This window comes from Flavobacterium calami, from assembly GCF_038290035.1.
Lineage (GTDB): Bacteria > Bacteroidota > Bacteroidia > Flavobacteriales > Flavobacteriaceae > Flavobacterium > Flavobacterium calami.
Window position 1 is genome coordinate 46,617 of the sequence record NZ_JBBYHS010000016.1, and the last position, 12,517, is coordinate 59,133.

Genomic DNA, 12,517 nt, shown 5'->3' on the forward strand with positions numbered 1-12,517 from the left:
ATAAAAAAATAAGAACATTTAAGTTATTAGAAGTAAAAAAAAATAGGATTTTATTAAAGCTGTAATTATTATTTCATAGCTTTTTGATATTCTTCTCTCTCGAGTTTATTATAATCTTTGACGATTATTGTACCTTTTTTAAGATAGTAATAAACAGAATCTTCACCTTTTCTTTTTACAACACTGTCTCCGATGTTGACTTTTTGATAAATTTCACCTGAAACTGGTTCTTAATGATAATTTTCTAAAAGAATATATCTTGGAGATCTTGGGTAATCTCCTTCTTCTGTTTTTTTTATAATTGTTCCGTTAAACTCAACAGCTTGGGATTTTTCATATTGTGTACGAATATAATCGACGGAATTGCTTTGATAATAAACAACATTACAGCAATCGGAACAAAAACTAAGAACAAATTAAAACGTATTTCTTTTTCCTGCTTTTCTAATTCTTCTTCTGTAAAATTCATTTTTTTTTAGTTTAATAAAATTACTTCACAAACTGCGAAGGACTACAGCCAAAATACTTCGAAAAAGTTCTTGAAAAGTTCGAAGGCTCAGAGAAACCTAATTTGTAGGCAATTTGCGAAACGTTCAGGTCTGAATTTCTTAAGAGGTTTTCTGCTTCATTCATTTTTACTTTGGTAATAAATTCGTGAACCGTATTACCGCTGATTCCTTTTAGTTTTCTATAAAGCTGTCTTTGGCTGATACCTAAAACCTGCGCCAGTTCTTCCGAATTGAATTCAGTATCTTCAATATGTAAAGTTATTTTTTCAATCACCTTTTCCAGAAACTGATTGTCCAGATCCGGTACTTCCTGCTGCAGCTGATTGATTTCTTTGATACCGGCAAGTCGGTTTTGCAAAATGATTCTGTTCTCCAGAACGCTTTTTATCTGCGCATTCAGCACCTCTACATTAAATGGTTTCATCACATAAGCCTCCGCACCTAAATTATAACCTTCAATCTGATCTATGTCTGAACCTTTTGCTGTTAAAAAAATAAGCGGAATATGGGATGTGTTTTCGTTGCTTTTGAGTTCCCTGCAAAAATCGGTTCCTTCCATTTCGGGCATCATAATATCCGAAACAATAATATCCGGAATATGCTTTATTGCGGCTTCGAGACCTTTTTTACCGTCATATTCCTGTATCAAAAAGTAGTCTTTGCTTAGCTCTTTGCCTAAATACAACTGAACATCAGGATTGTCTTCTACAATAAGCAATGACGGTTTTGAATTATCAGAATCAGTCGAAACAATATTCTCATCTCTCTCTTTATAATCATTTACAGAAACAGTTTCAGCGGAAACCGAAGCAAAAGATTCAGCTTCTGCCATCTGGTAAGGCAAATTTATAATCGCTCTGGTTCCTTTATTGGGTTCACTTTCAATAGAAATAGTTCCACTTAGAAACGCAATAAGATTTCGTGTGAGCGACAATCCAACACCGGACGAATATCCATAAAACGGACTTGCTCCTACTGTATTGAACGGCTCAAATATTTTTTCCAGTTCCGAAGCTACTATCCCGAGTCCATTGTCTTCCACAACAATTTCAATAAATGTTTTATTATTGTTCAATCCGGCAGAAAACGAAATTTCGCCACCATCGGGAGTGTACTGAAAAGCATTCGATACTAAATTAATGATAATCTGTTCTGCTTTTTCAAAATCCAAATAGCAAAACAAATCTTCTTCCTTCAAATGAAGGCTGAATTTAATATGTCGTTTTTCGGCTATAAACTGAAAAGTCGCGTAACATGCTGCTGCAAAAGCGTTAAAATCCTGCGAACTAGTATTGAGTTTTAATTTCCCCGTTTCTGATTTTCTAAAATCTAATATTTGATGAATTAGTCGGGTTAAATGCTGCATGTTTCGGTTAATCATCGAAAAATAAACCGCTTTGTCTTCTGGAGCAACCTTGTCTTCCTGAAGGCGTTTCAATGGATCAGCAATTAACGTGAGAGGCGTTTTTAAATCATGAGAAATATGAGTGAAAAACTCCATTTTTTCCTTGTTCAAAACTTCTTGTCTTTCGGCGTTCAGGCGTTCCTGTTCGATTTCGTTTTTCAGTCGTTCGCGATACAAAATTTCTTTAAAAACCCAATAAACACCAGCAATCAGTAAAATCAAAAACAAACCTCTGAACCACCAGCTTCCATACCAGGGCGCATTCACGTGAATATCCAGTTCAGCTGCAGAAGTATTTTTAATATCTGAAACCAATCTTACCCTCAAAGTGTAATTCCCCGGCGGTACTTTATGGAACGAGATTTTGTTACTGTTCGTTTTAATCCAATTGTCTTCGTAGCCTTCCAACACATATTCATACACTTCTTTTCGGCTGTCAAGATAGTTGAAAGAAGCCAATTCAACAGTAAAGTTTCGGTTTTCATAATCTAAATCAATAGATTTTGTCTGGGATAAAATTTTGGATAAAATTGGTTTCCCAAAAACAGTATCCATCGGAATAACTTCCTGATTCGACACATAAAGTGATTTTAAAATCAGTTTATTAGGTTTTGAAATCGTTTTTATATCCTTCGGATTAAAAGCAACATAGCCATTTTTAGCGCCAAAATAGATAGTATTTCTTTTTGAATCTTTATAAAGTGCTCTTTCTAAAAAACGCCAGGAACTGTACTGATCTTTTTTCTGGTAATTCGAAATTTCTCCTGAATCACCATTAATCTTAGAAATTCCTTCTTTATGGGCAATCCAGATATTGCCTTCATTATCATCTGTAATCGAAGAAATGTAGGTATTTGGCATTCCCGACTGCAGCTGTATATTTTCAGCCTGAATAGGATTTAAAGCAAGCTGAATTTTATACAAACCTTCACTCGTTCCTACCCAGACATTTCCTCTTTTGTCTTTTTGAAGCGCATAAATAATGCTTCCGGAAATCTTTTTATTTATGGCTGAACCTGATCGGAAAACATTAAACGAATTATCATAAGTAACGTCATGATTATTTATCTTCAATTGAATTATTCCGTTTCCTTCAGTTGCCAGCCATAGTTTTTGTTTGTCAATCGCAAGGATATCCATCACGCTGTGATTGTCGATTTCTTTTGCTAAATCATAAAAAACAACAGTTTCATCGGATAAATTAATTTTGGCAATTCCGTTGTATAAACCAATCCATAATATATCATTTTCAAAGGCTTCTATCGCAAATACCGACCAGGTTTCCAACTTTGGATATAAAACCTTATTGATAACTGGTTTGGTTTGGTTGCTTTTAGGATTATAATATTCCAAACCATTCACTCCTCCAATCCAGATACCGCCTTTATTATCCCTGAATAAAGTCCGTACCTGACTGATTTTACTACTGGATTTATAAAAAGGATGATTGTAATTTATTCCATGATTGTTGTAGATAAGTACACCTTCATCAGTTCCAAGCCAAATTTCGTTTTCAACTTTAAGAATTGCCCTAATGCTTGCCAGTTTGGTTTTTCCATCTTTTGAAATATAGCTGTAATGCAGTTCAAACGGATTTCGGTTGGGATTTGCTTTATAAATATCACCTCCTCTGGTTCCGAGCCAGATGATGTTTTCGCTATCTATAAAAAAAGTTGTGACATAATCATCCAATAAACTTCCCGGCTGACTTATATCGGCAGTGTAACTAAACTCTTTTCCGAAATGAATATCCAATGAAGTCAGCAGATGTGAAGACAAATAATAGCGTTTGCCGTTAACAACCTTTGCTTTGTTTAAAGTATTGGAATTACTGTTTAGTTTCGAAATTATACTCTTTGGAACTGCTTTTGCCTCAACAACACGAAACGTATTGAGCTGATAGTTAAACTTAGCATATTTACGATCGAATGTCAAAAACCAAAGTCCCAGTTTTTGGTCTGAAACGATATTACGAATTCGGTTATTGGGCAATGAATTGTTATCTGATGGTTTGTGATAATAATAATTGAAAGATTTACCATCGTATCTGTACGCTCCGTTCCAGCTCCCAAACCAAATGTAACCGATTGAATCTTTGGCAATACCATGAATTGAAGTACTCGGATCTGTATCCTGCCCGGAAATCTTTTCAAAAAAGAGCTCCTGCCCGAAACAATTTAGTCCAAACAGATTGACAAACACCCAACAAAATAAAACGAGCCCTTTTCTGTACATCTTTAAAAGCAAAAAAACGTTATGAAGTGAAACGTAAATTTATGCTAATATTTGAATAATGCAATTTGAATTTTAAATCCTCATTATTTTGATAAAAAAAGTGTCATCCTGAGCGAAGGCTTAAGAATTTGAAAGGGCTTCGTCTCCGCTCAGCCTGACAAGCGTTTTTAACAGCGATTTAAATTTATTCTAATTTATAAATCTGTTCCATTGGCAGCCATTTTTCACCTTCCTTTGCTCCCGGCGGTGCCTGCTGAAATTTCCACATCAGTTCTTCCCATTCCTGAACCTTTGGATTAGCGGTATCCATCATTTGTTTCCGTTCCGGACTAAAAGTTTCATCCACTTCCATAATCATAAATAAGCGGTTGGCAAGGATATAAATTTCCATGTCTACAATTCCGGAATCTTTGATACTTTTTGTTATTTCGGGTGGAATATTTTCTTTTGAATGATACGTTTTATATTCCTCTATCAGCTTTGGATTATCAATCAAATCACAGGCATAACATAATCTTTTTGTATTCATAACTGCGTTTTATCGAATTATACAATCTCCAATGCATTAGCAAAAGAAGCCTCAGGTCTCTGATTAGGGAACCGAACCTCTAAACCATTATTATGATGGGTAAACTGAAGCTTTTCTCCTGTACTCACTAACTTAACTTGTTTTATGTTTTTCGTATAATGACCCGCTTCTTTTCCTAAACTTTTAATCAAAACCGAACCATTTTCAGGCCATCCCATTACGGTTGCAAAAAGCTTTTTGTCCTTTTGTACAAAACGAATATCCTCTGATGTATATGGTTTTCCTTTTCCTTCGTTAAAACCCTGAGCTTTTAATGCTCCTGCACTTGCCTGCTGTGGTCCTTCACCAAATATTTTCCAAGGTCGTGTACCATAAATACTTTTGCTGTTGGCTTTCATCCACACCCCAATTTCTTTTACAATTACACGTTCTAATTCGTCTATACTTCCATCACCTCTTACCGGAATATTGAGCATGAGGTTTCCGTTTTTACTGACTACATCGATTAATGTATGGATAACCGTTTTAGCAGATTTATAACGTTTTTCATTATAAACGCCCCGATCATAATGCCAGTTTCCAATACAGGTATCCGTTTGCCACGGTAAAGGCTCAATTTCATTACTTTGACCTTTTTCGATATCCCAAACTATAGCTTTACGCTGCTGTTCTGTTAATATTTTACCTGTAATAACGGCCTGAACGGTTTTATTTTTCTTTAAGCTTTTATTGTACAAATGTGCTGCTATTCGCAAACCTGCATCGCTAACAGGCCATAATGGTAAAGCCGTATCATCAAAATAAATCATATCCGGATTGTATTTATCGATCAGATCAATTGTTCTGTCATGAAACTTTTCAGAATAGGCTGATGACGGAATTGAAGCACCATCTGCCCAATCCCACTGATTGTGAACCGATGATTTATCAGAAGGCTTCGCACTTAGCGGATGATTTTGAGCATACAACTCCTGAGGATCCAAACCTTCCCACCAGGTTCCTTTTCCGTCTGCTTTGGTCAGATTTCCATCATAAGGAACTCCTGCTAAAGAACCGTTTTTATCGGCGCCCTGAGCAGTATCAAACCAGTTCCATGCATGAGCAGCATGAACGCTTACTGCAAAAGGAAGATTTGCTTTTCGGGCAGCTTTTTCCCAACCGGCAATGATGTCTTTTTTAGGTCCCATTTTAGTCGAATTCCAGTTTGGCTGAAACTTACTATCATACAAATCCAGATTATCATGATGATTTGCCATAGCCATAAAATATTTGGCTCCGGCATCTTTATATAGATTGACCAGCTCTTCTGGATTCCAGTTGTCTGCTTTCCAGATATTAATCACATCTTTAAAACCAAATTTTGAAGGATGACCGTATTTTTCGACATGAAATTTATATTGTCTTGAACCCTCTTCATACATTCCTCTCCCGTACCAATCTCCTGCTTCTGGTTCGCACTGAGGTCCCCAATGCGCCCACATTCCAAATTTAGCGTCCCGAAACCAATCCGGTACCTTATATTTTCCCAACGATTCCCACGTAGGCTGAAAAGGCCCATCAATAACGGGTGTAACATCACCAAATATACGGGTCTGGCTCAACAATGGGGATAAATAAACTCCTGCTAAGGCAGACATACCCAATTTTAACGCATTTCTTCTGTTCATCTTTTATGGTTTTGGATAATAAATTATATATTTCCGTTTTTAACACTCTTATAATTCATTCATTCTAGTAATAAAATAAATTCAAAAACTTTTATTATCACATCTATTTTATCAATAAATTTGATTATTGATTATTTTTTACAACTATAATTACAACAAATGTAACTTATACAAAACAGATGCTTTTATCTGAAAACGATCTTTTATTATTCAAAAACGATCTTTTCTAAATTATATGTCCAAAAATATCTTCAAATATTCGTTTTCATTATTGCACATTGATTATGTAAAACTCAATAACAACTGGAATTACTACAATGTTGTAAGCCCTTACTATCGCTTGTATTATATTGATGAAGGAATTGGTTTTATTTCTGATAATTATGGTCAATTGACATTAGAGCCGGGGTATTTATACCTTATTCCAAGTTTTACAATCTGCAATTTGAATTGTGATGAATATTTGAGTCAGTATTTTATTCAGTTCTTTGAAGAATCTGCTGATGGAATTTCTTTATTTAACAATAGCAGGAGTGTGATGAAACTGCCTGCGTCTGAAATTGATATAATCCTTATCAAAAAAATGCTGCAAATTAATCCGGGAAGAGGAATTAACAGGTCTGATAACCCTAAAGTGTATGAAAGAGAGGCTTATTATAAAGAATACAAGGCTTTAAATGATGCTATGAAACCTCAACTCAAATTTGAAAATCAGGGAATTATCCTGCAACTGATTTCGCGGTTTTTAAGTACAAAAGATTTCAAAACCAACCAACCACTAATTTCATCTTCTAAAATACTCGACACTATGAGTTATGTGCAGATTAATTTAGACAAAAATCTTACTGTTGCGCAATTAGCCAAAAGAGTAAATCAGAATCAGGATTATTTTTCGAAACAATTTATGCTGCATACAGGACAAAGACCTTTAAATTATATTCATGAAAAAAAAATCGAAAGAGCCCAGTATCTCATTGCTACCACCAGTAAAACTTTTTTAGAGATTGCTTTAGATACGGGATTCTCTAACCTGCCTCACTTTTCAAAAATATTCAAACAAATTGTAAGTCTTACTCCAGGAGAATACCGGAATCAAATAAGCCATTTGAATTAGTTCTTTTGGTTTTCCTTGCAACCTGTTTTAAAAATAATCAGCATTAATCACATACCGATCGGTATTTATTACTATATTTGTCCTGTATCGTTCAACCTCAAAAGATTACTATGAATACTTCTGAATATATTCTGGACAAAGTAGCTCCTATTTTTAACCGACAAGGGTATGTGGGAACCAGCCTTAGCGACATTACAAATGCGACCGGACTTACAAAAGGAGCTATTTATTGTAATTTTTCGAATAAAGAAGATTTGGCGTTAAAAGCTTTTCGGTTAAATGTAAGCCTCGCTATAACACCTTTATTCAAACTCGTTGCTGTAACAGAAGGCAGCCTGAATAAATTATACGCCATTACCAATTACCAAAGAAGCTATTATGATTTAGTGAAAGACAGAGGCGGTTGTCCGATGCTTCGTGTGAGTGTAGATGCCAAGTTTAACAATCCTTTGTTGTTTGAAACTGCACAGAATTTATCTTCAAAATTCACTTTAGGTTTAACCAATATTATTAAGGATGGGATCTTAAATAATGAAATTCGCCCTGACATTGATGCGGTTAAAAATGCTAAAATAATTTTATCCCAAATTGAAGGAAGCTCGCTGCTTTCTTTTATTCATAATGATCCTGACTTCATAATAAGCACAATGGATTTTATTGATTTTACTATAATAGAAAGCTTTAAAAAAGTAAAAATTTAAAAGAAAAAAATTTAACCCCTCACATACCGATCGGTATTTGATTAATATATTTTAACAATGGAAAAAATACTTAAAACCAAAAGAAAAATCAGATTTCAGGACTGCGATCCTTTCAACCATTTAAACAACTCCAAATATCTGGAGTATTTCCTGAATACCCGTGAAGACCAAATTGCAGAACATTATGACCTTGATGTTTTTCAATACATGAAAAAAACAGGTTTAAGCTGGGTAGTTGCTTCTAATCAGATAAGTTATCTCAAACCGGCTTTTACAATGGAAACAGTTTTAATTGAATCACAATTAATTCAGTATTCTGAAAATACACTGCTGGTTGAAATGAAAATGTGGGATGAAGCTGAAACCAAATTAAAAGCTATTCTATGGATAAAATTTATCGCCTTTGACCTTCAAACACAAAAAGCAGCAAACCATTCAGATGATTTGATGAAATTATTTGAATCTGTTGTCCTACCAGTCGATCAAGAGACTTTTGAGAAAAGGACTTTGGAAGTTATCCAGAAAATAAAATCTGAGGCTGTCGTGTAAACTCAAAAAAATACAAACCTCTATAAAAAGCAAAGGAGCCGTTAAACCGGCTCCTCAAATAAATTTTCTATATAAATTGATCACTATATCAAATCAAATCGATCCAGATTCATTACTTTATTCCATACAGCAACAAAATCTGTTATAAATTTTTCACCGGAATCACTCGCTGCGTAAACTTCAGCAACAGCTCTTAATTCAGAATTAGAACCAAAAACAAGATCTGCACGTGTTCCAATCCATTTTGGCTGGCCTGTACTGCGGTCGTTTCCTGCATAAAGTTCTTTATCATCCGATAACGCTTTCCATTGTGTATTCATATCCAATAAATTTACAAAGAAATCATTAGTAAGCAGCCCCGGACGGTTTGTAAATACGCCATTTTTACTTCCGTCAGTATTAATATCCAATACACGTAATCCTCCTAAAAGTACTGTTAGTTCTGGTGCTGTAAGTGTTAGTAAGTTGGCTTTATCAATAAGAAGTTCCTCTGTAGAAACTGATGATTTTGTTCTTCTGTAATTACGGAATCCATCTACCCGAGGCTCCAAATAACCGAAAGATTCAACATCTGTCTGCTCTGGAGAAGCATCGGTACGTCCTGCTGAAAATGGCACATTTACTGAATGTCCTGCATCTTTTGCTGCTTTCTCAATTCCTGCATTTCCGGCCAAAACGATTAAATCTGCCAATGAAACTTTTTTACCATTTCCCTGCGCAATATTAAATTCTGCCTGAATATTTTCAAGTTTATCCAAAACCACTTTAAGCTGAGCCGGATTATTAACCTGCCAGTCTTTTTGAGGAGCCAGTCTGATACGAGCGCCATTTGCACCTCCACGTTTATCTGATCCTCTGAAAGTTGACGCAGATGCCCATGCTGTTGCTACCAACTGTGAAACTGTTAAGCCTGAATTTAGCACTTTTTCTTTTAACTGAACAATATCGTTAGCATCAACCAAAGGATGATTTACTTCCGGAAGAGGATCCTGCCACAACAATACCTCCTGAGGAACATCAGCTCCCAGATAACGGGAACGAGGCCCCATATCACGATGGGTTAGCTTAAACCATGCGCGTGCAAAAGCATCAGCAAATTCATCCGGGTTTTCAAGGAAACGTCTGGATATTTTTTCGTAAGCAGGATCAAGTCTTAATGACAAATCTGTGGTAAGCATGGTAGGCAAATGTTTCTTATTGCTGTCAAATGCATCAGGAATAATAGGTTCTGCATTTTTGGCCACCCATTGGTGCGCACCTGCAGGGCTTTTCGAAAGTTCCCATTCAAAACCAAATAAATTTTCAAAGAAATTATTACTCCACTGTGTTGGTGTTTTTGTCCACGTCACTTCTAATCCGCTTGTTATGGTATCAGGACCTTTACCCGAACCAAAACTATTTTGCCAGCCAAAACCCTGCAACTCTATACCTGAAGCTTCAGGCTCTTTATCTACGTGGTCAGATGAGGCTGCACCATGCGTTTTCCCAAATGTATGTCCTCCGGCAATTAAAGCAACTGTTTCTTCATCGTCCATTGCCATACGCCCAAAAGTATCCCGAATATCTTTAGCAGCAGCGATAGGATCAGGATTACCGTCCGGCCCTTCAGGGTTTACATATATAAGTCCCATTTGTACCGCTGCAAGTGGCTTTTCTAAATTTCTGCTATGAATATCACCATCTGCATTGTCATCAGAAACTACTACTCCATGGTTTTCCGGCACACCTTCTGAACCGTGGTTGTAACGTTCATCACCTCCAAGCCATGTTTTTTCTGCCCCCCAGTAAACTGATTCGTCCGGTTCCCAAACGTCTGCACGGCCTCCGGCAAAACCAAAAGTCTTAAACCCCATAGACTCTAAAGCGACATTTCCCGTTAATATCATAAGGTCTGCCCAGGAAATTTTTTGTCCGTATTTTTGTTTAATTGGCCATAAAAGTCTTCTGGCTTTATCAAGGCTTACATTATCCGGCCAACTGTTAAGTGGAGCAAAACGCTGCTGTCCTGCACCTGCGCCTCCCCGACCGTCATGTACGCGATACGTTCCTGCACTATGCCATGCCATTCTGATGAAAAGTCCTCCGTAATGACCAAAATCTGCCGGCCACCAATCTTGTGAATCCGTCATCAGATCATGTAAATCTTTTTTTATCGCTTCAAGATCAAGAGTTTTAAAAGCTTCAGCATAATTAAAGTTATTACCCAACGGATCCGATAAAGAGGAATTTTGTCTCAGGATATTTACTTTTAACTGATTTGGCCACCAGTCACGATTTTTTGTCCCTGAAGCCGCTGCTTTGTCCATGCTGCCATTATGAAAAGGGCATTTACTAATGTCATTTGATTGATTTTCCATAATTTATTTTTTTGATTTTTATTATTAACCGAATTACGAATTTACGAACTAAACAAAGAGTCAGTATCAAACATCTATATTATATCAATCTACTTTAATAGATAAAATCTATATTAAGAAACTGCAAAAAATACTGAATTAAGAACGAAAGAATTTACTTTATAAAAAAAATACTCAAAATATAGATAATAAACTGAAAGATACGAAAAATACTTTTTTTATACCACTGATATTCATTAACTTGCAGTTAAATCCTAAATTATTGCGCCATGAAAAAATCTTTTTTGCCTTTTTTAGTAGTTCTAATTAGTTTATTCACGCAGCCCACTTTTTCGCAGACTGAAGATGATATTCCTGCTTTAGGTTTACCAGGAGACAATCTGGATCTTTATGCTGTATTGAGTCTTTTTCAAAAATCAAAAACTATCGAAGAATTCGAAAAAAACTTAAACCTGAAAGAAACAGGTATCAATAATCTGGATTTAAATCTGGATAAAAAAGCTGACTTTATAAAGGTCGTTACAAAAAAAGATGGTAACGCTTTTACTTTTATTCTACAGGTAAATGTTAACAAAAAAGAAACACAGGATGTAGCTGTGATTTTGGTAAATAAGGACAAAAACGGAAAGGTTTCGCTACAGATTGTAGGTGATGAAGATCTTTACGGTAAAGATTATGTTATCGAACCGGCCACAAAAGATACTCCCTCTGTAACTGCAAACCCTGCTTATACCGGTTCAAATCCGGTTACAGTAAATGTTCCCGCTACAACTACTGTTGTTGTAGAAACTCAGCCAATCGTGCAATATGTTTATTCTCCTGCTTACGTTCCGTATTATCCTCCTTATTATTATGGCTATTACCCCCCGTATTTTGCCGCGTTTACGATAATGGCAGTTGGAATATACCGTCATAATAATTGGTATCATCATGGAGGCTACTACGGTGGTCACTACCACGGCGGAAATAACACGGTGATTATTAATAACCGAAATCAAATCAATCATTATAACAGCGAGAGAAACCGATCAAATACGGTTTCTAATAACAGAGCTAACGGAAATTATAATACTGCCAGAAATAATTCGAACCGTCCCTCTGCCGGGACTTCAGATCGTCAGGGAAACAGAGGGAATTCTGCCTCTACACGTCCTTCAGCAGGAACATCAGATCGTCAAAATAACAGATCTTCTGCATCTACAAGACCTTCGACAGGAACATCAGACAGGCAGCTAGGATCTGGGTCAAGAGGATCATCAGCAACTACCCGTCCGTCTACGGGAACTTCAAATCGTTCTTTTAATTCACCATCAAGATCATCTAATTTTTCTTCTGGCCGTACAGGTGGAGGTTTTAGTGGCGGCGGGGGCTTTGGTGGCGGAGGTGGAAGAAGAAGGTAAAAGCTTTTTAATGAGGCTGTCTAAAATTGGCAGCCTCATAATGTATATAGC

General features: G+C 36.1%; 9 protein-coding genes. 4 read left to right on the top strand and 5 right to left on the bottom strand.

Annotated features, from left to right (window positions below):
* Positions 1–295: 295 nt before the first annotated feature.
* The 4 genes from AAEO57_RS15400 to AAEO57_RS15415 form a co-directional block, all read right to left on the bottom strand.
* A complete protein-coding gene (locus AAEO57_RS15400; protein ID WP_341693919.1) occupies positions 296–469 on the bottom strand; it encodes a hypothetical protein in 174 nt (57 codons plus the stop codon).
* A gap of 20 nt (positions 470–489) precedes the next feature.
* The gene (locus AAEO57_RS15405) at positions 490–4,149 is read right to left on the bottom strand and encodes a hybrid sensor histidine kinase/response regulator transcription factor (protein WP_341693920.1); all 3,660 of its coding nucleotides are present in this window, start codon (positions 4,147–4,149) and stop codon (positions 490–492) included.
* Positions 4,150–4,333: 184 nt separating this feature from the next.
* Complete coding sequence (locus AAEO57_RS15410; protein WP_341693921.1) at positions 4,334–4,678, bottom strand: L-rhamnose mutarotase; 345 nt, start codon at positions 4,676–4,678, stop codon at positions 4,334–4,336.
* Positions 4,679–4,695: 17 nt separating this feature from the next.
* Positions 4,696–6,345 carry an alpha-L-fucosidase gene (locus AAEO57_RS15415; protein ID WP_341693922.1) on the bottom strand — a complete coding sequence of 550 codons (1,650 nt, stop codon included), beginning with the start codon at positions 6,343–6,345 and terminating at the stop codon, positions 4,696–4,698.
* A 235-nt stretch (positions 6,346–6,580) separates the two neighbouring features.
* Between AAEO57_RS15415 and AAEO57_RS15420 the strand changes: the two genes are divergently transcribed.
* The 3 genes from AAEO57_RS15420 to AAEO57_RS15430 all read left to right on the top strand — a co-directional run bounded on the left by AAEO57_RS15420 (position 6,581) and on the right by AAEO57_RS15430 (position 8,709).
* Entirely contained in the window at positions 6,581–7,459 is an 879-nt protein-coding gene (locus AAEO57_RS15420; protein ID WP_341693923.1) for a helix-turn-helix domain-containing protein, read from the top strand.
* A 110-nt stretch (positions 7,460–7,569) separates the two neighbouring features.
* Positions 7,570–8,160, top strand: a complete 591-nt coding sequence (locus AAEO57_RS15425) for a TetR/AcrR family transcriptional regulator (protein ID WP_341693924.1) — start codon at positions 7,570–7,572, stop codon at positions 8,158–8,160.
* Positions 8,161–8,217: 57 nt separating this feature from the next.
* Entirely contained in the window at positions 8,218–8,709 is a 492-nt protein-coding gene (locus AAEO57_RS15430; RefSeq protein WP_341693925.1) for an acyl-CoA thioesterase, read from the top strand.
* Positions 8,710–8,792: 83 nt separating this feature from the next.
* On the opposite strand, the gene katG is transcribed toward AAEO57_RS15430, so the two are convergent.
* Entirely contained in the window at positions 8,793–11,066 is a 2,274-nt protein-coding gene (katG, locus tag AAEO57_RS15435; protein WP_341693926.1) for a catalase/peroxidase HPI, read from the bottom strand.
* A gap of 269 nt (positions 11,067–11,335) precedes the next feature.
* Between katG and AAEO57_RS15440 the strand changes: the two genes are divergently transcribed.
* A complete protein-coding gene (locus AAEO57_RS15440; protein ID WP_341693927.1) occupies positions 11,336–12,466 on the top strand; it encodes a dermokine domain-containing protein in 1,131 nt (376 codons plus the stop codon).
* Positions 12,467–12,517: the final 51 nt, after the last annotated feature.

Excerpts from the sequence above, each read along its gene's own strand:
- AAEO57_RS15400 (WP_341693919.1), bottom strand. The coding sequence starts at position 469 with ATGAATTTTACAGAAGAAGAATTAGAAAAGCAGGAAAAAGAAATACGT.
- AAEO57_RS15405 (WP_341693920.1), bottom strand. The coding sequence starts at position 4,149 with ATGTACAGAAAAGGGCTCGTTTTATTTTGTTGGGTGTTTGTCAATCTG.
- AAEO57_RS15410 (WP_341693921.1), bottom strand. The coding sequence starts at position 4,678 with ATGAATACAAAAAGATTATGTTATGCCTGTGATTTGATTGATAATCCA.
- AAEO57_RS15415 (WP_341693922.1), bottom strand. The coding sequence starts at position 6,345 with ATGAACAGAAGAAATGCGTTAAAATTGGGTATGTCTGCCTTAGCAGGA.
- AAEO57_RS15420 (WP_341693923.1), top strand. The coding sequence starts at position 6,581 with ATGTCCAAAAATATCTTCAAATATTCGTTTTCATTATTGCACATTGAT.
- AAEO57_RS15425 (WP_341693924.1), top strand. The coding sequence starts at position 7,570 with ATGAATACTTCTGAATATATTCTGGACAAAGTAGCTCCTATTTTTAAC.
- AAEO57_RS15430 (WP_341693925.1), top strand. The coding sequence starts at position 8,218 with ATGGAAAAAATACTTAAAACCAAAAGAAAAATCAGATTTCAGGACTGC.
- katG (WP_341693926.1), bottom strand. The coding sequence starts at position 11,066 with ATGGAAAATCAATCAAATGACATTAGTAAATGCCCTTTTCATAATGGC.
- AAEO57_RS15440 (WP_341693927.1), top strand. The coding sequence starts at position 11,336 with ATGAAAAAATCTTTTTTGCCTTTTTTAGTAGTTCTAATTAGTTTATTC.